This is a genomic window from Streptomyces sp. NPDC001717, assembly GCF_042892775.1.
Classification (GTDB): domain Bacteria; phylum Actinomycetota; class Actinomycetes; order Streptomycetales; family Streptomycetaceae; genus Streptomyces.
Genome location: NZ_JBIAUK010000004.1, coordinates 1 through 24,924, shown reverse-complemented (window position 1 = coordinate 24,924; position 24,924 = coordinate 1). Strand labels below are relative to the sequence as shown.

The 24,924-nt window shown below is 73.2% G+C and carries 23 protein-coding genes; 14 read left to right on the top strand and 9 right to left on the bottom strand.

What is annotated here, in order from left to right; translation table 11 throughout:
• Positions 1-107 precede the first annotated feature (107 nt).
• Both ACFYZL_RS09710 and ACFYZL_RS09705 read left to right on the top strand, forming a co-directional pair.
• Complete coding sequence (locus tag ACFYZL_RS09710) at positions 108-983, top strand: sensor histidine kinase (RefSeq protein WP_388677671.1); 876 nt, start codon at positions 108-110, stop codon at positions 981-983.
• A gap of 5 nt (positions 984-988) precedes the next feature.
• Positions 989-1,657 (top strand): response regulator, encoded by a 669-nt coding sequence (locus tag ACFYZL_RS09705; RefSeq protein WP_384745326.1) that lies wholly within the window; start codon positions 989-991, stop codon positions 1,655-1,657.
• Here ACFYZL_RS09705 and ACFYZL_RS09700 read toward each other — a convergent pair.
• Both ACFYZL_RS09700 and ACFYZL_RS09695 read right to left on the bottom strand, forming a co-directional pair.
• Positions 1,621-3,198: a hypothetical protein gene (locus tag ACFYZL_RS09700; RefSeq protein WP_388677668.1), complete on the bottom strand. Its 1,578-nt coding sequence runs from the start codon at positions 3,196-3,198 to the stop codon at positions 1,621-1,623. The genes ACFYZL_RS09705 and ACFYZL_RS09700 overlap by 37 nt on opposite strands.
• Positions 3,195-4,118, bottom strand: a complete 924-nt coding sequence (locus tag ACFYZL_RS09695) for a LysR family transcriptional regulator (RefSeq protein WP_384745300.1) — start codon at positions 4,116-4,118, stop codon at positions 3,195-3,197. Before ACFYZL_RS09695 ends, ACFYZL_RS09700 begins: the two co-directional genes overlap by 4 nt.
• Before the next feature lie 71 nt (positions 4,119-4,189).
• On the opposite strand from ACFYZL_RS09695, the gene ACFYZL_RS09690 reads away from it, so the two are divergent.
• The gene (locus ACFYZL_RS09690; RefSeq protein WP_388677665.1) at positions 4,190-5,200 is read left to right on the top strand and encodes an NAD-dependent epimerase/dehydratase family protein; all 1,011 of its coding nucleotides are present in this window, start codon (positions 4,190-4,192) and stop codon (positions 5,198-5,200) included.
• Here ACFYZL_RS09690 and ACFYZL_RS09685 read toward each other — a convergent pair.
• A complete protein-coding gene (locus ACFYZL_RS09685; RefSeq protein ID WP_388677662.1) occupies positions 5,092-5,865 on the bottom strand; it encodes a GntR family transcriptional regulator in 774 nt (257 codons plus the stop codon). The two genes, ACFYZL_RS09690 and ACFYZL_RS09685, sit on opposite strands and share 109 nt — an antisense overlap.
• Before the next feature lie 220 nt (positions 5,866-6,085).
• Here ACFYZL_RS09685 and ACFYZL_RS09680 point away from each other — a divergent pair, with 220 nt between their 5' ends.
• From ACFYZL_RS09680 to ACFYZL_RS09660, 5 genes are read left to right on the top strand one after another with little or no spacing between them, the layout of a single operon-like run.
• Positions 6,086-7,249 carry an ABC transporter substrate-binding protein gene (locus ACFYZL_RS09680; protein ID WP_388677659.1) on the top strand — a complete coding sequence of 388 codons (1,164 nt, stop codon included), beginning with the start codon at positions 6,086-6,088 and terminating at the stop codon, positions 7,247-7,249.
• A complete protein-coding gene (locus tag ACFYZL_RS09675) occupies positions 7,249-8,151 on the top strand; it encodes an ABC transporter permease (protein ID WP_388677657.1) in 903 nt (300 codons plus the stop codon). Before ACFYZL_RS09680 ends, ACFYZL_RS09675 begins: the two co-directional genes overlap by 1 nt.
• Entirely contained in the window at positions 8,139-9,041 is a 903-nt protein-coding gene (locus ACFYZL_RS09670; RefSeq protein ID WP_388677654.1) for an ABC transporter permease, read from the top strand. Before ACFYZL_RS09675 ends, ACFYZL_RS09670 begins: the two co-directional genes overlap by 13 nt.
• A 6-nt stretch (positions 9,042-9,047) precedes the next feature.
• Positions 9,048-10,145 (top strand): ABC transporter ATP-binding protein, encoded by a 1,098-nt coding sequence (locus tag ACFYZL_RS09665; protein ID WP_384745310.1) that lies wholly within the window; start codon positions 9,048-9,050, stop codon positions 10,143-10,145.
• Positions 10,142-10,804: an HAD family hydrolase gene (locus tag ACFYZL_RS09660; RefSeq protein ID WP_388677650.1), complete on the top strand. Its 663-nt coding sequence runs from the start codon at positions 10,142-10,144 to the stop codon at positions 10,802-10,804. Before ACFYZL_RS09665 ends, ACFYZL_RS09660 begins: the two co-directional genes overlap by 4 nt.
• A gap of 280 nt (positions 10,805-11,084) precedes the next feature.
• Here ACFYZL_RS09660 and ACFYZL_RS09655 read toward each other — a convergent pair whose 3' ends face one another.
• The gene (locus tag ACFYZL_RS09655; protein ID WP_388677647.1) at positions 11,085-11,594 is read right to left on the bottom strand and encodes a hypothetical protein; all 510 of its coding nucleotides are present in this window, start codon (positions 11,592-11,594) and stop codon (positions 11,085-11,087) included.
• A gap of 86 nt (positions 11,595-11,680) precedes the next feature.
• On the opposite strand from ACFYZL_RS09655, the gene ACFYZL_RS09650 reads away from it, so the two are divergent.
• Positions 11,681-12,763, top strand: coding sequence for a DUF2330 domain-containing protein (locus ACFYZL_RS09650; protein WP_384745315.1), 1,083 nt, complete (start codon positions 11,681-11,683; stop codon positions 12,761-12,763).
• On the opposite strand, the gene ACFYZL_RS09645 is transcribed toward ACFYZL_RS09650, so the two are convergent.
• From ACFYZL_RS09645 to ACFYZL_RS09635, 3 genes are all read right to left on the bottom strand, one after another.
• Positions 12,760-14,331, bottom strand: a complete 1,572-nt coding sequence (locus ACFYZL_RS09645) for a carboxylesterase/lipase family protein (RefSeq protein ID WP_388677644.1) — start codon at positions 14,329-14,331, stop codon at positions 12,760-12,762. The two genes, ACFYZL_RS09650 and ACFYZL_RS09645, sit on opposite strands and share 4 nt — an antisense overlap.
• A complete protein-coding gene (gene surE, locus ACFYZL_RS09640; protein WP_384745317.1) occupies positions 14,328-15,242 on the bottom strand; it encodes a 5'/3'-nucleotidase SurE in 915 nt (304 codons plus the stop codon). Before surE ends, ACFYZL_RS09645 begins: the two co-directional genes overlap by 4 nt.
• Before the next feature lie 99 nt (positions 15,243-15,341).
• Positions 15,342-16,619, bottom strand: a complete 1,278-nt coding sequence (locus tag ACFYZL_RS09635; protein ID WP_388677640.1) for an MFS transporter — start codon at positions 16,617-16,619, stop codon at positions 15,342-15,344.
• Between the two features lie 1,308 nt (positions 16,620-17,927).
• Between ACFYZL_RS09635 and ACFYZL_RS09630 the strand changes: the two genes are divergently transcribed.
• The 3 genes from ACFYZL_RS09630 (at position 17,928) to ACFYZL_RS09620 (ending at position 21,384) form a co-directional block, all read left to right on the top strand.
• A complete protein-coding gene (locus ACFYZL_RS09630) occupies positions 17,928-18,638 on the top strand; it encodes a phosphatase PAP2 family protein (RefSeq protein ID WP_384745319.1) in 711 nt (236 codons plus the stop codon).
• A 100-nt stretch (positions 18,639-18,738) separates the two neighbouring features.
• Positions 18,739-20,286, top strand: coding sequence for a carboxylesterase/lipase family protein (locus ACFYZL_RS09625; protein ID WP_388677637.1), 1,548 nt, complete (start codon positions 18,739-18,741; stop codon positions 20,284-20,286).
• A 90-nt stretch (positions 20,287-20,376) separates the two neighbouring features.
• The gene (locus ACFYZL_RS09620) at positions 20,377-21,384 is read left to right on the top strand and encodes a LacI family DNA-binding transcriptional regulator (protein ID WP_384745323.1); all 1,008 of its coding nucleotides are present in this window, start codon (positions 20,377-20,379) and stop codon (positions 21,382-21,384) included.
• A 58-nt stretch (positions 21,385-21,442) separates the two neighbouring features.
• Here ACFYZL_RS09620 and ACFYZL_RS09615 read toward each other — a convergent pair whose 3' ends face one another.
• Together ACFYZL_RS09615 and ACFYZL_RS09610 are read right to left on the bottom strand one after the other, a co-directional pair.
• A complete protein-coding gene (locus ACFYZL_RS09615) occupies positions 21,443-22,159 on the bottom strand; it encodes a phosphatase PAP2 family protein (protein WP_384759185.1) in 717 nt (238 codons plus the stop codon).
• 123 nt (positions 22,160-22,282) lie between these two features.
• Positions 22,283-23,245 carry an alpha/beta hydrolase fold domain-containing protein gene (locus ACFYZL_RS09610; RefSeq protein ID WP_384759188.1) on the bottom strand — a complete coding sequence of 321 codons (963 nt, stop codon included), beginning with the start codon at positions 23,243-23,245 and terminating at the stop codon, positions 22,283-22,285.
• Between the two features lie 256 nt (positions 23,246-23,501).
• On the opposite strand from ACFYZL_RS09610, the gene ACFYZL_RS09605 reads away from it, so the two are divergent.
• On the top strand, positions 23,502-23,951 hold the full coding sequence (locus ACFYZL_RS09605; RefSeq protein WP_384759191.1) for an ATP-binding protein: 450 nt from the start codon (positions 23,502-23,504) through the stop codon (positions 23,949-23,951).
• Positions 23,952-24,007: 56 nt separating this feature from the next.
• Positions 24,008-24,924 (top strand): AMP-binding protein (locus tag ACFYZL_RS09600; RefSeq protein WP_388677633.1); only part of this gene is annotated, 917 nt, incomplete at its 3' end.

The following is a 24,924-nucleotide window of genomic DNA, read 5'->3' as shown; positions in this document are numbered from 1 at the left end:
CCCGGATGTAAGGGGCCGCGCAGGTCATCCCGGGGATGTACGCGCCTCGCCCGGCCCGTCCGGCAGAATGACGGGGGACGGACGGGGGACGGACGGGGGATCCGAGGGTGGGAACGATCACCGCGGTGGCCGTCGCGTGCCTCGCCGCGATCGTGGCGGCGGGGCTGGGACTGGCCTTGGTGCGGGCCCGGCGCGGGCACGCGGCGGCCCTGGGGGAACGCGGCTGGCTGCTGGAACGGGAACGGGAGAGCGCGGCCCGCGCCGCCGTGGACGGGGAACGGGCCAGGATCGCGGCGGAGCTCCACGACATCGTCAGCCACAACGTGAGCCTGATGGTGGTCCAGGCGGCCGCCGCCCGGGAAGTGCTGCACACCCTGCCGGAGGAGGCCGCCGCGGCGATGGGCGCCGTGGAGGCGGCGGGACGGACCACGATGACGGAACTGCGTCACCTGCTGGGGCTGTTGGCGCCGGCGCAGGACGGCAGGGACGAACCGTACGCCGCGGGCGCAGCCCGGGCGGCCACGGAACCGCAGCCGACCCTCGCCAGACTCGGTCCGCTGATCGACAAGTTCGCCTTCGCCGGCCTGCCGGTGGAGGTACGGGTGTCCGGTGAACCCCGGCCGCTGCCGGCGGGGATCGACGTCACGGCGTACCGGATCATCCAGGAGGCGCTGACCAACGCGTTCAAACACGGAAACGGGGGCACGGCGGACGTGACGGTGCGGTACGCGGAACACGCGCTGCGGGTGGAGGTGCTCACGAGCGGCCCGAGCACGGTCGGCTCCGCCGGCCCTGCCGGCCTGGGCGCGGACGGCGCGGCCGGGTCCGCCGCGGAGGCCGGTGCGGCCAAGGCCGACGGGACCGGGCGCGGGCTGCTCGGTCTGCGCGAGCGCGTCGCCGTCTACGGCGGCGACCTCGACGCCCGCCGCCGGCTCGGCGGCGGCTACCGCGTGCGGGCGCGCCTCCCCCTGGAGCGACCGTGACGACCGTGACCGCGCCCGTGCCCGCTCCCCGGGTGGTGATCGCCGATGACCAGGAACTCGTACGCACCGGCTTCCGGCTGATCCTGACGGCCCGGGGGATCGACGTGGTCGGGGTCGCCGCCGACGGGGTGGAGGCCGTCGGGCTGGTGCGGCGGACGCGGCCCGACGTCGTACTGCTCGACATCCGGATGCCGAACATGGACGGTCTCGAAGCCGCCCGACGGATCCTCGCCGAGGCCCCCGAATGCCGGGTGATCATGCTGACCACCTTCGACCTCGACAGCTACGTCTACGCCGCCCTCGCCGCCGGGGCCAGCGGGTTCCTGCTCAAGGACGTCACCCCCGAACACCTCGCCGCCGCCGTCCGCCTGGTCGGCACCGGCGACGCGCTGCTCGCCCCGTCGATCACCCGCCGCCTGGTCGAGCGCTGCGGGCCCGGGCCCGAGGCCGCCGCGCATCCGGGGCTCGACTCGCTGACCCCGCGCGAGCGCGAGGTGCTGACCCTGATGGGCCACGGCCGCTCCAACGCCGAACTGGCCCGGGACCTCACCCTCAGCGAAGCCACCGTGAAGACCCATGTGGCCCGGATCTTCGCCAAGTTGTCGCTGCGCGACCGGGCCCAGGCGGTGGTGGTCGCCTACGAGACGGGCCTGGTCACCCCCGGATCCGTATAGCGGCGTACCAGGTCCTCCATCACGGAGGGCGGGAGGGAGGGGTTCGCGGCCGCCGCCTCCACGACCTGCCAGTCGGCGTCGGCCAGGAGGCCGACGAGGACCGCAGGAGTCAGTGCCGGATGGCCGGCCGCGAAACGGGCGGCCTTGGAGTCGGCCAGGCACGGCAGCAGGGCCTCCGCCGTCGCGTGAGGGTGGACGGCGATCGCCTTCAGGGCCTTGCGTACGGGTGGCTCCCTGCGGGCGAGCTCCGCCAGCAGCGCTCCCGGGACGTCCGGGTTGGCGGCCACCCCGGCCGCCACGCGTCCGTCGTGAGCCGCCACCATGGCCCGGAGTCGCTCCTCGGACAGCCCGGGGTGCGGGGCGACGGACGCGACCACCGCGGCGTCCGGATCGGTGGCCAGCGCGTCGCGCAACGCCGGCGGCAGATCGCGCCGCTGCGCGACGAGCATCCGTACCGCCCCGTGCCGAGATCCGGCGAGCTCCGTGAGTTCGCGGGGCGTGGCCGCTGCGATCCGCGGGAGCAGCACGGGCCCGATCCGGGTGGACCGGGCCAGGTCCGCCAGTACGTCGAGCGGCAGGTCCGGGTGATGGGCGACGGCTCGGCGGACCTCCTGCGAGGGGTTGGAGGCCAAGGCCCGGACGAGCTCCTCACCGACCGCCGGGTTCCCGGCCACCGCCTCCCGGACGGCAGGAACGGGATCCTCCGCGAGCCGGGCGTGGACCTCCCGCGGCAGATCGGACCGCTCGGCCAGTGCCCAGCGCACGAGCATCGAGGGATGACCGGCGAGGGAGGCCGCCGCACCGGCCGGTGTGGACGGGTTGCGCGCCGCCCGCTCCCACGTCTCCAGGACCGTGGAGCCGTGCGCCCCGTCGCACTCGGCGCCCGGCCGCAGCTCGCAATCGGGATCCGGGCAGTACGGGTGATGCGTGAAGGGGACGTCCTTGGCATCGCAGACCAGACAGGACACGGCCGGTTCGAGGCCCTCGCCGGTGATCAGGGCGGCCAGCACGGCCGGGTCCGCGGCCTCGTTGAGGGCGGCCGAGTAGCGGACCTCCGCGTGCGGATGAAGGGCGAGCCGGGTCGCGACCTCCGTCGTCGTGGCCCACAGGGCGAGTTCGGCCACCACGCCCGTGTCCGGGTCGGCGGCGAGCGTCTCCACGACGTCCGGCGGCAGCCCGGGGCAGGACGCCAGCCGCCACCGGACACCGGGATCGGGGTGCACGGCGAGGAGGCGGGCCCACTCCGGCCGGTCGATGCCCTCGTCGAGCAGTGCGACGGCGGGCCCGGGCCACTTCACGGGATCGACGTCGTCGGCGTCGAGCTGCCCGCCGTACGCCAGTCGGACTGCGGTGGCCTCGTCCCGTGAGGCGAGGGCCTGCGCCCGCGCGCGCCCGAGGTCGGTGCGATCGCCCAGGGCCAGATCCAGCATGGTGGCGTCGTCGTCGTCCGGATCAGCCGCCACCGACAGCGCCACCATCCGGTCGAGCAGGTCGGGCGGCAGCGCCGGATTGGCAGCGAGGCCGTACAGGAGGTGGTTCACGGGCGGATTCCCTCCCGCGCGGAGGCGGCGGCAGCGGTCAGGGCCTCGGTCAGGGCATCGGCGTACGGGCGCGGGCGCCGTCGACGGGGGAGCAGCACCCCGAAGTGTCGTGCCGGACGCGGGGGTTCGACCCGGACCACGCTCAACTCCGCGACAGGGTCCGGAGCCAGCGAGACCTCCGGGACGAGGGAGACCCCCACGCCCGCCGCGACCAGCGTCTGCGCGAAGAAGTAGTCGGTGGTCGACGCCCCGACCAGCAGGTCGAAGCCGGCCTGCTCCGCGTAACGGCGCAGGAACGCCTCGGTCTTGAGGCAGCCGAGCACCCAGCGCTCCCCGGCGAGCTCGGCCGGGCTCAGCGAGGAGCGGTCCGCGAGCCGGTGCGCGCGGGGCAGCACCAGCCACAGCGGATCCTCCATCAGCGGCAGCCAGTCGAGCCCCGGACGGCCGCCCGCCCCGACCGGCGGCGGGCCGTCGAAGTGGTAGCTCAGCGCGAGGTCGGCCGCCCCGGCGCGCACCATCGGCACCGCGTCCTCCGGCTCGCACTCGCGTACCGTCAGCTCCACCTCCGGATGCGCGGCCACGAACCGGGACAGTGCCCCGGGCAACAGGTGCCGGCCCCCGCTGGTGAAGGTCGCGACGGTCAACCGCGGCCGAGGGGCGGTCAAACGGTCGATCTCGTGCCGGACCTGGTCCAGTTCGGCGGAGATCGTCTCGGCGGCCTCCACCAGCAGCCGGCCGGGCTCGGTGAGGGTGACACCGCGCGTGCTGCGGACCGCCACCGGGTGGCCCAGGCCGCGTTCCAGGGCGGCGATGTGCTGGGAGACGGCCGACGGGGTCAACAGCAGCGCCCCGGCGGCCCTGTTGAAGCTGCCGTGCTCGGCCACCGCCCGCAGGACGCGCAGCCGCTGAACATCGATCATCAGTTTTCCTTCATACCGGTTCAGTCGATCAGCAGTTCCGCTGGGGACGATACAGCGGCAGAGTCGAGCACATGAACACGATTCTTGTCATCGGCGGAAGCCGGTACTTCGGAAAGTCCCTGGTCACCAAGGCCCGCGACGCGGGACACGAGGTCACGCTCCTGAACCGGGGCTCCAGCGCCCCGCCCTCCGGCGTCGACCGGCTCGTCGCCGACCGCGACGACGAGGAAGCACTGCGGGCGGCGCTGGGTGGCCGCACCTTCGACACCGTCGTCGACCAGGTCTGCTACACGCCGCGGCAGGCCGCCGTCGCCCGGCGCGTCTTCGCCGGGCGGACCGGACGCTACGTGATGACCTCCACGATGGAGGTCTACGACCCGGCCACCCTCCCCGCTCCCACGGCCGGCGGCGGCCCGGTCCCCGTCACCGAGGACTCCCTCGACCCGCTGCGGGCGGAGGCCTTGCAGGGGAGCGGTCCCGCCTTCGAGTACGCCGACGGCAAGCGGCGGGCCGAGGCCGTCTTCCTGCGGGATCCCGTCTTCCCGTACGTGTCCGTGCGCACGGCCCACGTCCTGGGCGGTGGCGCCGCGGACTTCACCGGGCGCCTCGCGCACTACACGGAGCGGATCGCCGCGGGCACCCCGGTCGACATCCACCAAGCCCCGTACGCGACCTCGTTCATCCACCACACGGAGATCGCGGACCTGCTGTACTGGGCGGCCGGCCAGAGCTTCACCGGGCCGGTCAACGCGGCCTCCCACGGGGCGTTGGACGCCAGGGAGCTGAGCGAGCTGGTCGCCGAGCGGGTCGGGCGGCGCCCGCGCTACCGGGTGGTGGGGGAGGGCGTCGAAGCCTCGCCCTTCTCCTTCGACCGCGCCTACGCCATGGACAACACCCGGGCCGCCTCCCTGGGTTTCGACTTCGGCCGGGTCTCGGACTGGCTGCCGGCCGCCATCGCCGAAGCGGCCTCGGTCTACGCCGTCCCCGAAGCGGCCTCGGTCCAACCGTCGCCGGCGCGCCGCTCCAGTGGGGTGGCTACTGACGAGTTGCTCACACTGAAAACGACGCTGCCGGCCCGGTAGCGGTCGTCGGACCACTCGATCGGGCGGCCGGCCGCCGTCGCGGAGGCGTGCCGCTGGCGCAACAGCGGGGTTCCGCGGCGGACCTCCAGCAGCCGGGCGTCCTCACTGCCGGCCGGGAGGGCGTCGATGAGGTGCTCGCCGTAGTGGGCGACGACCCCGGAGTCCTGCGCGAGCAGGTCCATGATGGAGCGGCAGTCCTCGGGCATCGCCTCGACGGCCGCCGCGATCCAGCCGGGATAGGCGGTCCGCTCGACCATGGTGGGCTCCCCGTCGAGCAGGCGCAGCCGCAGCACCGCGAGGACCTCCGCGCCCGGCTCCAGCGTGAGCCGCTCGGCCTCCTCGGCGGTGGCGGGCCGGCGCGTACGGGAGAGGAACCGGCTGGCGGCCTCGTGCCCGAGCCCCTCGGCCCACTGGGCGAAGCTGTTCAGCTCGCCGAAACTGTGCCGCCGCTCGTGGCGCAGAACGATCCTCCGCGCGCCCTGCCGGGAACCGATCAGCCCTTCGGAGGCCAGCGTGGCCACCGCCTGGCGGACGGTTCCCCGCGATGCGGACCACTGCGCGGCGAGGTCGCTCTCGGAGGGCAGCTGCGAGCCCACGGGGTGCTCACCGGAGAGGATCGCCCGGCGCAGCGCGTCGGCGATCTCCAGATATCTGACCGTGCCCATGCCCCTCGCCCCCTGACCGGTGCGTGCGGATCACCCCTTCGGTGTCCACGCTCATGATCATTCCAACATGCCTTGTCACGACTTCTTTCGGTCATTGTCGTGTCTTCGTCGAGTCGTGCCTCCCGGTCCAGACTCCGTTCACCGTCCGTACAGTGAGACCGGGCGAACTGGAGCCAACTTGTTCAGACAAGTGGACCCCACTAAGTCTCCGGGAGAGACCGTGCTCAGTTCCTCCGCCCGTCGCGGTGCGGCCGTACTGCTCAGCGCCGCCGTCCTCACCACGCTCAGCGCGTGTGGCGCCGCCCCCGACACCAAGGCCTCCGGCGGCGACGGTGCCAAGAACGGCGCGAAGCCGGCCACCGCCACCTCGGTCGCCGATTTCGGCTCGCTGGAAGCCCTCGTCGCCGCCGCGCAGAAGGAGGGCAAGCTCAACGTCATCGCCCTGCCTCCGGACTGGGCGAACTACGGCGAGATCATCAAGGCCTTCGAGGCCAAGTACAAGATCAAGGTCAGCAGCGAGAACCCGGACGCCTCCAGCTCCGACGAGATCGCCGCCGTCAAGTCCCGAAAGGGCCAGGACCGCGCCCCCGACGTCCTCGACCTCGGCATCGCCTTCGCCCGCAGCGGCGCCGGCGAGAACCTCTTCGCCCCGTACAAGGTGGCCGCCTGGGACAAGATCCCGGCCGGTCAGAAGGACGCCGACGGCCGCTGGTACAACGACTACGGCGGCTACGTCTCCATCGGCTGCGACGCCGCGAAGATCAGCAAGTGCCCGCAGACCTTCGCCGAGCTGCTGGAGCCCGAGTACAAGGGCAAGGTCGCCCTCAACGGCAACCCGACCAAGTCCGGTTCGGCCTTCGGTGGCGTCTACGCGGCCGCCCTCGCCAACAAGGGCTCCTTCGCCGACATCCAGCCCGGCATCGACTTCTTCGGCCGGCTGCGCAAGAGCGGCAACTTCATCCCGGTCGAGTCCACCCCGGCCACCGTCGAGAAGGGCGAGACGCCCATCTCCATCGACTGGGACTACCTGAACGCCGGCTACGCCGAGCAGTTCAAGGGCAAGGGCGTCGACTGGAAGGTCGCCGTCCCCACCGACGGCGTCTACGCCCAGTTCTACTCGCAGGCCATCAACAAGGAGGCCCCGAACCCGGCCGCCGCCCGCCTGTGGATGGAGTTCCTCTACAGCGCCGAGGGCCAGAACCTGTGGCTGAAGGGGCACGCCCGCCCGGTCCTGCTCCCCGTCATGACGCAGGACGGCACCGTCGACAAGGACGCCGTCACCAAGCTCCCGCAGGTCCAGGGCACCCCGTCCTTCCCGGCCTCCACCGAGCTCGACAAGGCCAAGGCCACCCTCGCCGAGAAGTGGGACAAGGCCCTCTCCTGATGTCCACCACCACCCCTCGTCCCGTGGGGACCGCCGGCGGCAGCACCAGCCGCCGCCGGCGGCGCGGTCCGCGCACCTGGCTCGCGACCCTCCCCCTCCTCGTCTTCACCGGGCTCTGCTTCGGCATCCCGCTCGGCGCCATGGCCTTCGGCGCGGTCACCCGCACCGACCCCGACGGCGGCGCCACACAGCTGACCGGCGAACACCTCGCCCGCTCGCTCCAGGGCCCCTACCTCGGCTCGCTCATCGGCAGCGTCCAGCTCTCCGCCCTGACCGCACTGCTCGGCGGAGTGCTCGGAGTCGTCATCGCCCAGGCCGTGGTCACCTCCCGCTCCACCGCCCTGCGCAGCGCCGCGCTCACCGCCTCCGGCGTGCTCGCCAACTTCGGCGGCGTGCCCCTCGCGTTCGCGTTCATCGCCACCGCGGGCATCTCCGGAGTCCTCACCCAGCTCGGCGACCTCACCGACCTCGGCTGGAACCTGTACTCCTTCACCGGTCTCACCGTGGTCTACCTGTACTTCCTCATCCCCCTCATGGTGCTGGTCATCGCCCCCGCACTGGAGGGACTGCGCCCCCAGTGGCGCGAGGCCGCCCAGAACAGCGGCGCCACCGGATGGCAGTTCTGGCGCCACGTGGGCCTGCCGGTGCTGGCGCCCTCCCTGCTCGGCGGATTCGTCCTGCTCTTCGGCACGGCCTTCGCCGCGCACGCGACGGCCGCCGCGCTCGTCGGCGGTTCCGTACCGCTGGTCACGCTCAAGATCGCGGACGCGCTGTCCGGGAACGTGCTCACCGGCCAGGAGAACGTGGCGCTCGCCCTCGGCCTCGACATGATCCTGATCGCCGGCCTGGTCATGGCGGTCTACCTGCCCCTCCAGCGACGGAGCGCCCGATGGCTGCGATGACCCCCACCGCCACCCGCACCCCCGAGCAGGCCGAGGCCCCGGCGAAGACCGCCCGCACCCGGCCCCGGCCGAGGATCTGGCGCGGAGCCGTCCTGCTCCTGGCCGGAACCTACTTCCTCCTCCCGCTCGTCGCCTCCTTCGTCTTCACCGTGCACGTGCCCGGCCAGGGCATCACCTTCGAGGCGTACACCGATCTCCTCGCAGCGGAAGGCTTCACCCGGAGCCTGCTCCTCTCCCTCGGTCTCGCCGCCGCGACCATCGCGCTGTCGCTGCTGCTCGCGGTGCCCGCGCTGGTCGCGGTACGCATAGGCTCCCCTCGACTGCGACCCGTCGTCGAGGTGATGTGCATGCTCCCGCTGGTGGTCCCGCCGATCGCCCTGGTCACCGGGATCACCACCGTGCTGCGCTGGGGACCGGAACACCTGTCGCGGACCCCGCTCTACCAGACGTTCATCGCCGTCCAGAACGAGAACTTCCCCGTCGTCCTGGTCCTCGCCTACACGGTGCTGGCGCTCCCGTTCGTCTACCGCTCGCTCGACGCCGGCCTGCGCGCCGTCGACGTGCCCACCCTGGTCGAAGCCGCCCGCAGCTGCGGCGCGAGCTGGCCGTACGTCGTGCTGCGCGTGCTCCTGCCGAACCTGCGGGCCTCCCTGGCCGGCGCCGCCTTCCTCACCCTGGCCCTGGTACTCGGCGAGTTCACCATCGCCTCCCTGCTGGGCTTCCGGCCCTTCGCGGTGTGGATCGTCTCCATCTCCGGAGCCCAGGCCCGGATGTCGGTGGCCGTCTCCATCCTCAGCCTCCTGATCACCTGGCTGCTGCTGCTCGCCCTCTCGCGGGCCGGGACCAACCCCACCACCGCAGCGGCCACCACCTCCCGCAAGGAGTCCTGACCTCCCATGTCCACCACCCTCCCCGCGGCCAGGAAGCCCCTGGACCCCGCCGAGCCCACCGGTGGAGCGCGCGTCGAATTCCGCGGCCTGCGCCGGGCCTTCGGCTCCACGGTCGCCCTCGACGGACTCGACCTGACCGTCGAACCCGGCGAACTCATCGCCCTGCTCGGCCCGTCCGGCTGCGGAAAGACCACCGCGCTGCGCGTCGTCGCCGGCTTCGAACAGCCCGACTCCGGCGAAGTCCTCGTCGACGGACAGGACATCACCCGCGTCCCGGCCAACCGCCGCGACGCCGGGATGGTCTTCCAGTCGTACAGCCTCTTCCCGAACCTCAACGCCCGCGACAACGTCGCCTTCGGCCTGCGCGTCCGCAAGGTCGGCGCGGCCGAGCGCCGCGAACGCGCCGCCGAACTCCTCGACCTGGTGGGCCTCCCCGACCACGGCGACCGCTACCCGCACCAGATGTCCGGCGGCCAGCAGCAGCGCGTCGCGCTCGCCCGCGCCCTGGCCCTGCGCCCGCGCGTGCTCCTGCTGGACGAGCCGCTGTCCGCCCTGGACGCCAAGGTAAGGACGAACCTGCGCGAGGAGATCCGCCGCCTCCAGCTCTCCCTCGGCATCACGACGATCTTCGTCACGCACGACCAGGAGGAGGCCCTCTCCATGGCCGACCGGGTCGCCGTCCTGAACGCCGGCAAGCTCGAACAGTGCGCCGCCCCCGCCGAACTGTACGAACGCCCCGCGACCCCGTTCGTCGCCGAGTTCGTCGGCACCATGAACCGACTGCCCGGACGCCTCACCGACTCCGGCCTCGTCGAGGTCGCCGGTTCGCGCCTCCCCGTCGACGGCCCGGTCCCGTCCACGCCGGACGTCGAGGTCCTCGTACGCCCCGAGAACGTGACGGCGAGCGCCGACTCCGAAGGCACCGCCACCGTCGTCTCCGCCTCCTTCTTCGGCGCCGTCACCCGCCTCCACCTGGAACTGCCCGGCGGCGTGGCCGTCAAGGCGGACCTCGCCTCGCGGGACGCCGAAGCCCTGGTCCCCGGCGCGCGGGCGGCCGTCGCGCTCGCCGAGCGCCCCGTGCTCGTCGTGGCGAGGCCTGCGTGAACGCCCCCGCCGCGGTCCTGTTCGACATGGACGGCACCCTCGTCGACACCGAGGTGCTGTGGTGGCGGACCACCGAGGAGGTAGCGGACTCCCTCGGCCACCGGCTCACCGACGCGGACGCGCCGGAGGTCGTCGGCCGCGCGGTCGAGGACACCGCCGCACACCTCGTCCGGGTCTCGCGAGGGGGAGACCCGGACGAGGTGGCGCTCGCCCTCACCGGGAACTTCTTCCGCAAGGTGGAGGCGGGGGCGCCGATGCGCCCGGGCGCGCAGCGGCTGCTGTCCGTACTGGAGGCGGAGGGAGTGCCCTTCGCCCTCGTCAGCGCCTCACCGAGGGTGGTCGTGGACTCGGTGGTCGGGGGCTCGCTCGCCCATGTCCCCTTCGCCTTCACCATGTCCGCCGACGACACCTCCCGGACCAAGCCGCACCCGGACCCCTACCGGATCGCCGCCGAACGGCTGGGCCTCGTACCGGAGGCGTGCGTGGCGGTGGAGGACTCACCGGACGGCGCGGCCTCGGCCGAGGCCGCGGGCTGCGGGCTCCTGATCGTCCCGTCCCTGATCCCTGTCCCGCGCTCCCCGCGGCGGACCTTCGTGAACTCCCTGGAGGAGGTCACGCCGGCCCTGCTGCGCGACTGCCTGGCGGTGGACCCCTCGTAGCCGGCCCCCGGCAAGGGCACGGACCGGTCGGTCCCGACGTGCATGCGCAGGCGCCCGTGCCACGGCGCATCATCAGCTGATCAGTGGCATATCCCCCGGGGGTGGGGACCCCGGCGCCCAGTGGGCGCAGTACAGCCCGGTCGTGGACGGCGCCGCGTGAACAGGCCCCGACTTCGACACCTGCACCACGGACTCGGGCGACACCCGCATCAGCTGCCCCTGCCCCGCCGACCCGCCGACCCATGGCCGTCGCCGAAGCCCCGGGCCATCGGCGACGGCCTCAGGCCCGTACGCCGAGGATCTCCAGGATGCCCTCCGCGTACGCGGCGGCCCCCGAACCCGGGGCCGTGGCCAGTTCGCGGCGGAAGCCCTCCGTGCCGGTGCGGATGAAGGCGGCGCACTGGCCGTGCAGTCCCGCCTCGTGCGTGCCGCCGTCGTCCACCGTGCACAGCAGCGCCAGCAGGGTCCACAGCAGGGCCTCGCGGGTGGACTGCCGCGGCGGACCCGCGGACCAGACGGCCATCAGGACGCCGCACGCCGCCGGCGCGGGCGGCTTCAGGTCCTCCCCGAAGAAGACGTGCCCCTCCAGCGCCCGGAAAGCGGAGGGATGCCCCTCGGCGGCGTCCCGTACGGCGCCCACCAGATGACCCGCGGAACGGCCGCAGCCGCACTCCATCGCATCCCAGTCGTGACGCCGGATCTCCGCCTCCACCGAGTCCGGAACCAGCGGGCTGCGCGCCGGGTCGGACTGGCGCCGCAGGGCACGCTGCGGTCTCTCGCTCTCCGTCATGCAGCACAGTATGAGCCCAGGTCGGGCGGGTCTGCGAGGGGGGTCGGAACCGGATCGCACGGGTGTCCGTCAAAGACCCCGTGTGGATGAAACGAAGGATCGCCGCCCTGCTGCTCGCCCTGCTCGCGACCCAGCTGGGCTCCCTCATCAGCCCTGCCTACGCCTGCGGATGCGGAGCCATGGTCCCGTACGGCCAGTCCCGGATCGGCGTCGACCGGGAGACCTCCGCCGTGCGCTGGGACGGCCGCACCGAACAGATCGTCATGCGGTTCGTCGTACGGGGGGACGCGGACCGGGCCGCCTGGATCATGCCGGTCCCGGGACGGGCCACGGTGCAACTCGGCGACGGCAGGCTGTTCGACGAACTGGCGGAGCAGACCCGGCCCCAGCACAGGACCCGGCACTACTTCTGGCCGCGGAACAAGGACTGGCCGTTCTCCTCGAGCCAGGGCGACGCCGTCGGCGCCGCCCCGCCGACCTCGCGCGCTCCGGGGGTCGGCGTCGTCGGCCGGGAGCAGCTCGGCGACTTCGACGTGGCCCGCCTGACGGCCACCGACCCCGACGCCCTGAAGCACTGGCTGGAGTCCAACGGCTTCACCCTTCCCGACCGGCTCGCCACCGAGGTCAAGCCCTACGTCGACCAGAAGTGGGAGTACGTGGCGGTCCGCCTCGCCCCGCGCGAACCCGGCAAGAAACTGCGCGGCGAACTGGACCCGCTGCGGATCGGCTTCGACAGCGACCGGCTGGTCTACCCGATGCGGCTCTCCCGGATGGCCAAGACCCCCCAGTCCCTGGGCCTGTACGTCCTGGCCGAACACCGCATGGAACCGGTCTCCCGCATCGGCGGCGCCGCGCCGGAGGTGACCTTCGCGGGCACGGTCACCCCCGCCGGCGGCCGGCTCGCCGAACTCACCGGAGGAAAAGAGGCGTTCCTCACCTCGATCGACCAGGAATTCCCGGAACCGGGCCGCATCGACGCCGACCACGAACTGCGCGCCACCGCGAAGGACACCCCGTACCGCCGGACCGTCTACCACGACGAACTGCTCACGGTGGGCGGCGGAGTCCCCGTCTGGCTCCTGACGGTCTCCGCCGCCCTCGTACTGCTCGCAGGGGCCGCGGTGACGGCCGTCCGCCGCCGTCGCCGCCGCCGGACACCCACGACCTAGACCCGCGACCGCCAGAACGCGCACTGGTGGTCCGCCTCGAACGAGCCGGTCGTCCGGGTCGCCGCCGGGTTCAGGACGAGGACCGTGGCGTCCGGGCCGGCGGCCGGCCACGCGGTCTGACCCGGCACGACGGGCGAGCCGAAGCGCGCGAAGGCACCCCAGTAGCGCTTCATCCGCGTCCCGAGCGCGACCTGGACCGGGGTCAGCGGTCGCTCGCCCATCGTGAAGTCGTGCAGATAGGCCAGCTCCGCACTGTGGGCGTTCGACTCGTCCAGCCCCGGCACCTGCGCCCCGGCCAGCGTCGGCGAGTCCGGATCGTCGAACTCGTAGACGTACGTCGGCACTTGCGAGGCGAACGTCCGGGCCGTCCACGCGGTGTGGCAGGCGAGGGACGAATCGGTCATGACCGCCGACAGCGCCAGGTACGGCGAGCCGTACGCCGACACCGGATAGCGGGCCAGTACCTCCGGACCGGCCGCCCCGTGCGTCGCCAGGACCTGAGCCGTGTACTCCTGCTCCGTCAGCCGGGGCTGCGTCAGCGCGACGAAGAACCGGGCCTCGGAACGGGTGCTCCCGATCAGGACCGGAACCTTGTTCCACGCCCCGCTCCCGATCGCCGCCGCCGGATCGACCGGCAGCAGCCCGTCACCCGAAGCCGGACCCGAGGTGGGCAGCGTCCCCGCGGCCCCGGTCAGGGCCGATGCCGGGGCGGAACGCAGGCACGCGACGACCGCGGCCCGGTCCGCGCACCCGGCCTTCCCGGCGAAGTCCCGCGCCTCGGCCTCGGCCCGCGCGCCGTCGGGCGTACGCAGCAAGGTGCACGGCCCGCTCTGCAGCACGGCCCGGTGGAACAGACCGGCGGCCGACGGGGTGGCCAGCAGCACGCAGACCGAACCGCTGCCCGCGGACTGCCCCGAGAGGGTCACGCTGCCCGGATTCCCGCCGAAGGCGGCGATGTTCTCACGCGTCCACCGCAGGGCCGCGAGCTGGTCCATCAGCCCGAAGGATCCGGACCGGAAACCGTTCTCCGCGGCCAGCTCGGGCAGCTCCAGATAACCGAGCTGCCCCAGACGGTAGTTGATGCTCACGACCACGCTCTGCGTGAGATCGGCCATGGTGCGCCCGCCGAACTGCGTTCCCGTGCCCTGGCTGTACGCACCCCCGTGCATCCAGAACACCACCGGGAGGCGGGCACCGGGACGGGCGCCCCGGGGCCGGTACACGTCCAGGTACAGGCAGTCCTCGCTGACGGCCTGCGGATCGCGCAGCCCGAACGGCGAGAACTGCACGCACGCCGGCGCCTGGCGCACGGCCTCCCTCACCCCGCGCCACCCGGGCGCCGGCTGCGGGGCCCGCAGCCGGGCGGCCCCGACCGGGGGAGCGGCGTACGGGACCCCGAGGAACTCCTCGGCCCCGTCCGCCCCCTGCCCCCGCAGGGCACCCTGCGCCACGGTGACCACCGGACGCGGGGACCCGCCGGGCAGCGCCCCCGCCGGTACGGCGGGGACGAGCAGGGACGCCACCAGGGCGAGGACCGTACAGAGCAGGGCCCTCGGCGGGCGATTCACGGGCGCAGACCGGCCAGCAGCGCGGCGGTCACGGCCGTGTCGGCCGGACCCGTGTTCCAGTCCGCGTTCATGGGGCTGACCGCGATCCGGCCCGCGTTCACGGCCTCGACGTCACCGCCCCTGGCCGCCGGGCGCAGGGCCACCTTCACGGTCATCTTCCAGGTGCCGTCGCCGGCGTCGGCGTACTCCGGCTCCAGGACGGTCTGCGGGTCCTGGAAGGTGGCGGACACACCGGCCGCGGTGCCCTTGCCGTCGGCGCCGACGACGGGGTGGTTGACGTTCAGGCCGACGCCCTCGGGCAACAGAGCCCCGGAGCGGGCCCGCGAGCGCAGCCGGTCGATGAGCTTGACGGCGAAGTCCAGCGTCGGGCCCATCGCGTTGACGGTGGTGACGGGATCGGGCGCGGAAGTGCCGCCGGTGCTCAGCGCGATGGCCGGCACGCCGTGCTCCAGGGCGGCGACGGCGCCGCCGACCGTACCGGAGTGGTTGGCCAGACCGGCCACGTTCGGGCCGAAGTTGGTGCCGGACACCACCAGGTCGGGGGCGCGGCCGGCGAAGACCTGGGCCAGGCCGAAGGCCACCGAGTCGCCCGGAGTGCCGTCCACGGCCCACACCTTGGGCTCGGGGTGCTTCACCGTGACGGTGGGGGAGCCGGCCATCTTCGTACCGGTGCCGCTCTGGTTGGTGAGCGGGGCGACGATCGTGACGTCGTGCCCGGCGGCGGTCAGCCGCTCGAAGGCCTTGCGGATGCCGGGCGCGTTGTACCCGTCGTCATTGGTGAGCAGGATCCGCAGCGGGCCGCCGGACGGGGTCGGCGACGCCTGCGGATCGGCGAGCGCGGGTGCCGTCCCGGCCACGGTCGACGTGCACAACATCAGGGCGGCCAGGGGCAGAACACGCTTGAGTCTCACGGAGCGCTCCTCGTAAGGGAGTTGCAGCGGAAGAGGGTGAACCGGTTGGAGACCGGCGGACGCGCGACCCTCGGCACGCGCCCGCCGGAGCAGGAGGGGTCAGCGCACGCTGCGGATCGGGAGGATGGCGAGCGCGCCGATCAGGGAGAGGGCTCCGCCGACCAGGAACAGCGGGGTGTAGCCGCCCAGGGAGGTGACGATCGCGGAGGCGACGAAGGGGGCGATGATCTGCGGTCCGGCGTTCGCGATGTTGAGCACGCCCATGTCGCGGGCGGCGTCCTCGGCACTGGGGAGGACGAGGGTGACGAGCGCGGTGTCGACGGCCATGAAGCAGCCGAAGGCGAGCCCGTTGAGCGCGCTGAACACGAGCATCCCGGTCCAGGTCGGGCTGACGACCGGGACCACCATGACGAGCCCGGCGAGCGCGGCGGAGACGCCGACGAACACCTTGCGGCGGTCCCAGCGGTCGGACAGCATCCCGCCGAGCAGGGTGGAGACCGCCATCGCGACCATCGACACCGGGGTGAGCACGGCCATCGCGGCGGGCGCGGTCAGCCCGGCGGGCAGCTCGATGTGGTCGTCGAGGATGTACAGCTGGTACCCGACGACGGAGAAGTAGCCGAGGACCATCAGGGCGCGGCCGATGAACGCCCACCGGAAGTCGTGGTTCGCCAAGGCCGAGAGGAAGGCGGCCAGTTGCGCCCCCTTGGGCTTGGCGGTCGGGTCGGGGGCGGGCTCGGTGCGCGGGACGTCCCGGCACAGGGTGGTCAGCAGGAGCGCGGACACGGCGACGACCGCGCCGAAGACGAGGTAGCCGGTGCGCAGGTGGGAGGCCGTCTGCGAGGCGATCAGCACGCCGACCGTGCCGCCGATGGGCAGGCCCAGACCCACCAGGGCGGACGCGGTGCCGCGGCGGGCGACCGGGACGCGGTCGGGCACGATCGCGGTGACGGCGGCCTGGTAGACGTTCATGGTCGCCTGGACCAGACACCAGGCGATGCCGACGAGCAGGGCCGTGGTCACGTTCCCGAGGAAGGCCAGGCAGGCGAGGGCTCCGAGGGCTCCGCCCACGATCCACGGGTTGCGGCGCCCCGTGCGGTCGGAGAGCGCGCCGGCGATCGGGTTGAAGGCGGTCGCGAAGATCGCGCTGATGCCGCCGATGAGGCCGAGGACGGCGACCTTGTTGTCGGGATCGATCGCGGCGACCTGGGTGGGCAGGAGGACCGATCCCACGCCCATGTAGACCGCGAGCATCGAGGAGTTGGCCACCAGCAGCAGAGGCAGGAGCCCGCGCTGACGGGGAGGCTCCGCGGTGGCGGTGGCGGTGGCGGTGGCGGATGCGGCCGGATCGGCGACTTCGTTTTCGTGCGTGGCCATGACGACTCCTCGGGGGGACGGAACGGGGAGGTGGCGTGCGAGGGGGAGCGCTGTCCCGCGGTCGGACTCCGGGAAGCGGCGTCGCCGGGAGGGGCGGCGGACGGGACACGGTGGTGCGGGCGGGTTGCGGCTGCGAGTTCACCTGATGTTGTTACACGTGTCACCAAGTGCGCTGGAGACTGTGTAGCACCCATTTCCGGGCTGCACTAGTGCCTGTGGAGGGTCGTTGTGCAGATCGTGACCGACGGGGGAGTCGGCGTGATGTGACGTGTAACCGCCGTTTCACGGCCACTGAACTGGGCCGTTGTGTCGGAAAACCTTCTTGCCCTTGTGGTGGCCGTCACGCATCGGCAATACTCCGTGCCGCACCGCGACGACCCGTCGCCGGCTGCCTTGCCGGCGCTGCCGCCCCGCGTTCCCGCGCGGCACCCCGGGCGATCCCATCCGGATCCCGCTCGGCACGCACCGCCCGGCACCGCACCTCTTCCCGGCCACCGCCGGGAGGTGCACCCGATGTTCGGCGGAACGTCCGAGTACGTCCCGTACGCGGCCCCCGCCACCGCGTCGACGCCCAGAATTCCCCAACGCCCTTGCCTCCGGCCCGGCGAGACCCCGTGCCGGGGGCAAACCCGCCGGCCCGTGCCGCCGCTCCCCGGCGAGCGTCCGGCCCGAACCGCGGGCCGGCGCCGAACCCCGCGAAGCGGCAACCGGCCACGGCTCACCGACGGCGCCCCGCCCCCGTCCCCCAGCCCGGTCCGCGACCCCGGCCGACTCCGGTCTGTGCCCACGTCTCGGCTCGGGCCCGGGCCTCGGCTCCGGCCCGGGCTTGGCTCCAGCTCTGGCCTGGTCTTGGCGTCGGTCCTGGACTTGGCTCCGGCTCCGGCTTTGGCCTGGGCTCGGGCCTCGGCTCTGGCTTCGGCCTGTGCCCTGGGTTCGGCCTTGGTGCGGCTCAGGCCTGGGCCTCGGCGCCGACACCGCGCCGCCGGCATCGGCATCGACATCGACGTCGGGACCGGTCCCTGTCAGCGTCAGCGTTGGTGTTCGTACCGGCCTCGTGTCGGTGTCGACGTACGTCGTGGGCCGGTGCCGTTCCGTTCCCCGTCGTTCCTCCCCGTCTTCCGTCCCCCGTCCCCGTCCCCCGTTTCCGTCGCCCGGTTGGCCGTGGCCCCGCTCGCTGAGCCGGGGCTCGGGCTGCGAGCCCGGGTCCGCGTGGCCCGTGGTACCGCCGCGCGTCCGCACCGCACCGCACCGCTCATCCCCCGTACGCCCCGCCCCGCCGCCCGGGGTGGCGATCGTGAAAGGCACGCCATGCCGTCCGTTCCGTCCTCCGCGCCCTCCCGTGCGCAGCACCCCACACCGCCCGCCCGCCATCACCTTCCGGCGGCCCCGCCCCGATACGCGCTCGGCCTCGGGCTGGGTCTGCTGCTCGTCTCGCTCCTGGTCGCCGTGCTGCTCGGCCAGGGGGGACGCCCCTTCTTCCAGGGGCTCGACGACCGCTGGGCCGCCTCGGTGCACGGCCCCGCCGACGGCATGGTCCTCGTGCTCGACCGGCTCGGCGGTCCGATCGGACTGGTCCTGCCGCTCGGGCTCATCGGCTGCCTCTGCGTATACGGCCGCTGGCGCTCGGGACTGTTCGCCTTCACCGCGGCCGTCGGGGCCAACCTCCTGGCGGTCCTGCCACTGAAGGCGCTCGCAGACCGCCCGCGCCCCCCGTACCCGGCGGTCCTCGTCAACGACGGTTCGTACCCCTCCGGCCAGGTGTTCAGCGCGGTCGCGCTCGTGTTCGTGGTCGCCGTGCTGGCGTTCCCGCCGCGCGCCCGGCTCTGGTGGTGGCCCGTCGGCGGCGCGTACGTCCTCGCCATGATGGCGAGCCGGACCTGGCTGCACGCCCAGTGGCTCACCGACACCATCGCCGGCCTCGTGCTCGGCCTGGGCGTCTGCCTGGTGCTGTGGCGGGCGTTCGCGCCGATGCTGGAGGAGGAGGCGCGGCGCATGGCCTCGGGCACCCTCTGGCTCTGATCATGGATATGACGAACAGTTGACGGTCGCCAAATTCGCGCAATAATCTCGGGGTGCCGGCCGGTCCGTGTCCGGCGGCGCAGCCAGGAAGGATCTGCTCATGCCTCAATCCCCGGCCCCGGACCACGTGCTGGTGGACCCGCCCGCAGGCTCGCTCCGAGGGGTGGTCGAGGACGGTCTCGCCGTCTTCAGGGCGGTGCCCTACGCCGAACCGCCCGTGGGGGACCTGCGCTGGAGGGCCGCACGGCCGCATCCCGGCTGGAGCGGGGTCCGGGACGCCACCGCGGACGGGCCGAGCGCCCCGCAGATGTACCGGGAGGAGGGCGACCCCGTGCTCGGCGGGCACGGGTCGCCCCCCTTCGACGAGGACTGCCTGACCCTCGACATCTGGACGCCGGCCGCCGACGCCGCCCGCCGGCCCGTGCTCGTCTGGATCCACGGCGGCGGCTTCGTCTCCGGTTCCGGCTCGCTGCCCGGCTACTCCGGCGCGACCTTCGCGCGCGACGGCGACCTCGTCGTCGTGAGCATCAACTACCGCATCGGGCCGCTCGGTTACCTGTACCTCGGCCCGTACGGCGACGCGCCAGAGGAAGGCGGCAACCACTGGCTCACCGACCAGCTCGCCGCCCTGCGCTGGGTGAAGGAGAACATCGCCTCGTTCGGCGGTGACCCCGACATGATCACCGTCGCCGGTCAGTCCGGCGGCGCCGTGTCCACGGCCGCCCTCGTGGGACACCCGCAGGCGCGGGAGCTGATCCGGCGGGTCGTCCTGCAGAGCCCGCCCCTCGGGCTGGAGTTCCCCGAACCGGAGACCTACCTCGAACGCACCGCCGCCTACCTGGAGCTGTGTGGTGCCAAGGACGTCCACGGACTGCGGGCCCTCCCCTGGCAGGAGCTGATCGCCGCGGGCGCCGGACTGTTCGCGCACACGATGCGGTGGGGGTACTGGCCGACGCCGTTCCTGCCCGTGATCGACGGGATCACCCTCCATCACCACCCGGCCGAATCCCTGCTCCGGGCCGAGGCCGCCGGTATCGACGTGGTCATCGGGTGGACGCGGGAGGAGGCCAACTTCGGCTTCGCCCTCGACGAGGGGTACGCCGCCGCCACCCGGGAGCAGGTCACGGACCGGATCGCGCGGACCTTCGGGGCGGCTTCGGCCGCCGGGGTGTACGCGGCCTACGAGCGGACCCGCCCCGGATCACGTCCGGCCGACGTCCTCATGGACCTCATCACCGACGAGCTCTTCAGGATCCCGGCCGTCCGGCTGGCCGAGGCCATGGCCGGGGCGGGGCGGCCCGTGCACGCCTACCAGTTCGACCTGCCGACCCCCGCGCACGAGGGTCGGCTCGGTGCCGCGCACTGCCTCGAACTCCCCTTCGTCTTCGACAATTTCGACCAGTGGGCGCACGCGCCGTTCCTGGCCGGGCTCGCACCCGCCGTCCGGGACGGCCTCGCCCACACCATGCACCGGGCCTGGATCTCCTTCGTCCGCACCGGCGACCCGAACCACCCCGACATGCCGGCCTGGGACCCGTACGACACGGGGACCCGCACCACGATGCGCTTCGACTCGGTCGTGACGGCCCTCGGCGACCTCGCCGGTGACTCCCGGCTCCTCTTCGGCCCCGGGCGGCCGTCCGTGTAACCCGGATCACCGGCTGTAACTCGTGTAACCTGACAGGGAAAGGTCGGAGCGAGCGACACACGAGCGGCAAGAGGATCGTCGAGGGACGTCATGGCCAAAGACACGCAGGTCCCCGCGTCCATCACCAGTGCGGACGTGGCCCGTCTCGCAGGGGTGTCCCGGGCCACCGTCTCCTTCGTCCTGAACGACACCCAGGGCCACCGGGTCAGCGCGAACACCCGCGCCCGCGTGCTCGACGCCGCCAAGCAGCTCGGCTACGTCCCGCACGCGGCCGCCCGCTCCCTGCGGGCCGGCCGCAGCAACCTGGTCCTGATGCCCTCGTCGATCTCCGCGATCGGCCGCCTCGTCAGCGACTGGGTCGACGAACTGCACAGCGAGCTCGACCGCCACGGCTACACGGCGGTGCTGCACGCGGGCCGCTTCGCCGATCCGCTGGACGCCGCCCGGGCCTGGGCCGAACTGCGCCCGGCGGCCGTCGTCGCCCTCGACGGGGACCGCTTCACGCCGCAGGCCGCCGAGCTCCTGGCCCGCGCCGGCGTCCGAGGTCTGCTGGCCTTCGCGGCCCGCCCCGTCGAGGGTGTGCACACCATCGGCCTGGAAGGGGCCGACATCGGTGCCACGGCGGCCGAACACCTCATCGCCCGGGGCAGGACCAGGATCGGCGTGGTCATGCCCATGGAGCGCGGCCTCGGCACCCTCGCCCAGCCCCGCCTCGCGGGAGCCGAGTCGGTCGCGGCCCGCCACATGGCCACCGTCACCCCCGTGGAGCTCGCGTACACGACCGATTCGGCGACGGCCCTCGCCCGCCGCTGGCGCAGCCTCGGCCTGGACGCGGTCTTCGCCTACAACGACGAGTACGCGACGCTGCTCATGCACGCGCTGCGGGCCGAGGGGATCGCCGTACCGGAGGACGTCGCGGTGGTCGGCTCCGACGACCTGGTCCTCTCCAGCCTCCAGCAGCCCCCGCTCACCACGATCCGGCTCGAACTGCCGTCACCCGCCCTGATCGCGGACACGGTCCACGAACTCGTCGAATCGGGCACGGCGCCCGTGGTCCCGCCGGTGGAAGCCGTCCTGGTGCACCGCGGGACGTCCTGAGCGGCTCCTGAGCGGCAGGCCCGCCGGCGCGGACGCCGACGGGCCTGCCGTCGCCCGGTCAGTCCGTGTCCACGGCCGCCCCCCGACGGCCGTGACCACGTGCGTGCTCCCGGGCGAGCGCGGGCTGGAAGATCCACCAGACCAGCAGACCGGCTCCCGCTCCGGCGGCCGCTCCGGCAACGGTGTCGCTGATCCAGTGCGCGTGCAGCCAGGTCCGGCTCCACATCATGGCGAGGGTGAAGACCGCGCCCCCGAGCCACCACGCCCGGCGCCGGGCCATCGGGACGAGCAGCACGCCCGCGGCCACCACCAGCAGGGCCGCCGTGGCCGCGTGGCCCGACGGGAAGGAGCCGTGGTCTACGCGGACCAGCGGGTTCGCGGGACGGGGCCGGTCCACCAGGTTCTTGAGCGACTGCACGACGAGCAGGTTGCCGCCGAGGTACACGGTGAGCAGGAAGCCGACCGACGTCCACCGCCCGCGCACCAGCAGGAAGGTGAGGAGGGCGAGGGGGACGACGATGCCGAAGGGGCCGCCGAACAGGTTCAGGACCGAGGCCAGGGCCTCGTAGACGCCCTCGTGCGGACCGCCCATCCACGTCAGCCACCGGTCGTCCAGCCCCTGGAAGGGCGGATTCGTGACGTCCCGGCGGACGACGAGCGCCGCCAGTCCGGCGGCTCCCAGGAGGGCGAGGGCCAGGACGAGGACGCCACCGCTGCGCGTCGCCTCGCGGTCGCCGGGTCTGGTGGTGGGGAGGGTGGCGGGAATGCTGGACATGACTGCCTCTCGCGGTCGCGGCGGCGGCCGCGAGCCGGGTGTGCTGTGTGCCGTTCGGGGGTGAGGGGAAGGCGGAGGCGCGGTCCGAGCCGCACCCCCGCCCTGGAGCGCCGGGGCCGGCCGTCAGGCCTGGGCGCCGAGGTGCCCGGCCAGGAAGGCCACGCTCTCGTCGACGATCGCGACGATGTCGGGGGAGCCGATGAAGATGTGGTCCGCGCCGTCGACGGGCCGCAGGGTGACCTGGCCCCCGGCGCGCGTCAGCTCAACCGCGAGGGCCTCGCTCTGGCTGTACGGGACCAGGCCGTCCTGGGTGCCGTGCACCAGCAGGAACGGCGGCGGGTTCGAGCCCTGCGCGTAGGTCACCGGGCTCGCGGCCCGCGCCAGGTCGGGACGCTCGTCCACCGTGGCACCGAGCAGGGCCTCGTACGGGTTCGGGAACTCGACCTCCGTCGGCATCGCCGGCATGGGGTGGCGGGAGAGGGCGACCACGTCGGAGACCCCGTACCAGTCGACGACGGCCAGCACTCCGGTGTCGCCGGAGCCGACGCCGTGCGCGCCCTCCATCGCCGGGCCGTCCGGGCTGCCGGGGCCGACGAGCCCGGCCAGGGCGGCCAGGTGGCCGCCCGCCGACTCGCCCCAGACCCCGATGCGATCGGGGTCGATGCCGAGGGCGCCGGCGAAGCGGCGGACGTAGCGGATGGCGGCCTTCACGTCGTGCAGCTGGGCCGGGAAGGGCGCCTCCAGGCTGTGCCGGTAGTCGATGGAGACGAGCGCGAGGCCCGCCCCCAGCACCGCCCCGTGCAGCAGCGCGGCGGGCACGGTCGGCGGCGGGTAGCGGCGGTCGCCGTCCAGCCAGCCGCCGCCGTGGATCCAGACGACCGCGGGGAACGGCCCTTCGCCGGCCGGGACCTGGACGTCGAGCAGCCGCGGGCGGTAGCCGGGGGTCGTCGCGTACGTGATGCCGTCGAACCGCCGGACGCCGTCCGTGCCGGTCACGGGCGGTACGGGCTTCTGGAACGGCGGCGGAGGCCAGGTCATGTCGGCCGTGTCGGCGGTGTCGAACGCGGCCGGAGGGGATTGGGTCATTGCGGCCCTTCCAATGCGGATCCCGTGCGGATCCGATGCGAGTGGGTCCGGCGGACGGGGCAGGTTTCGGGTTTCGTAACGTTTGTCCGAAATGCTTGCGCGGTCCGACGGGGTGTGCGTAGCGTGTTACACGTGTAATCAAGGACTCTAGCGACGCATTTCCGCTGACCACAAGCCCCGGCGTGATCGGGCTTCGAGATCAGTTGCACGAGCCACCCCCAGCGGCTGCGGCGCCTTCCCACCCCGGGAGCACGTCATGCACCTCACCACCGGCAGCTGCGCGATTCCCGCGCCCCAGACGGTCCGCAGCTTCGTCCACTGGGTCTCGGACCCCGTCGCGGCGCACGTTCCGCAGGTCAGGGGCCGCGTACGGGCCGTCCTCGAAGGCTGGACGGTCCCCGCCGACACGGCCGACGCCCTGCTGCTGGCGGTGAGCGAGCTCGTCGGCAACGTCGTCCGGCATTCCGGCGCCGGTCGCATGCGGATAGGCCTGAGCTGCGGCGGGGGCTGGTTCCGCCTGGAGGTCGCCGACCAAGGCGCCACGCTGCCCCGGCTGCCGTCGCCCCGGGTGGAACCCGACCCGGAATCCGAGGACGGGCGCGGGCTGCTGCTCGTGCAACTGCTCACCGCCGAGCTGGGCGGCGGGCTCACCGTCACCGCCGACGCGACCGGGAAGTCCGTCCGCGTGCGGATCCCGGCGCTCTGAACCGGGCCACCGCCTCCCTGCCGCTCCCCGCTGCCGCGAGATTGAGGTGCCGCCCCATGGAGCTCTCCCCGTCTGCGCATGTCGACACGTTCTGTCGTGATCGGCTCCCGCCCTTTCCCCTCTGGCCCGAACTGCACTTCGATCTGCCGGAGTTGCGTTATCCGGACCGGCTCAACTGCGCCGAGCGCCTGGTGGACGAAGCCGTCCGGCGTTGGGGGCCCGAGCGCCCCTGTCTGCTGACTCCCGCCGAGCGGTGGACCTACGGAGACCTGCTCGAACGGGTCAACCAGGTCGCGCGGGTGCTCACCGAGGACTTCGGTCTGGTTCCGGGCAACCGGGTCCTGCTGCGCGGCCCCAACAACCCGTGGCTGGTCGCCACGTGGTTGGGCGTGCTGAAGGCGGGTGGTGTCGCGGTCAGTACCATGCCGTTGCTGCGGGCCGCCGAGCTCGCCGAGCTGATCGACATCGGCCGCCCCGCCTTGGCCGTGTGCGACCACCGCTATCTGGACGAGCTCGCCGCCGCCACACGTGATGCGTCCTCCCTGTCGGAGGCCCCGGACGCGCCGGGCGCGCCGGTCGTGCTGGCCTACGGTGGCCCGGGCGAGGCCGATCTGGTGGCGCGTTGCGCGGCGAAGGACGGTCGGTTCGCCGCGGTGGCCACGGCCGCGGACGACGTGGCGCTGATCGCTTTCACCTCCGGTACGACCGGGCGGCCCAAGGCGACCCTGCATTTCCATCGGGACGTGCTGGCCAACGCCGACACCTTCTCCCGGCACGTCCTGCGGCCCTTGGCGGACGATGTCTTCGCCGGCACTCCGCCGTTGGCCTTCACGTTCGGGTTGGGTGGCCTGGTCGTCTTCCCGCTCGCGGTGGGTGCCTCGACCCTGCTCGTCGAGCAGGCGTCCCCGCGGCGGCTGGCCGAGTTGGTCGAGGCCCACGGGGTGACGGTGTTGTTCACGGCGCCCACCGCGTA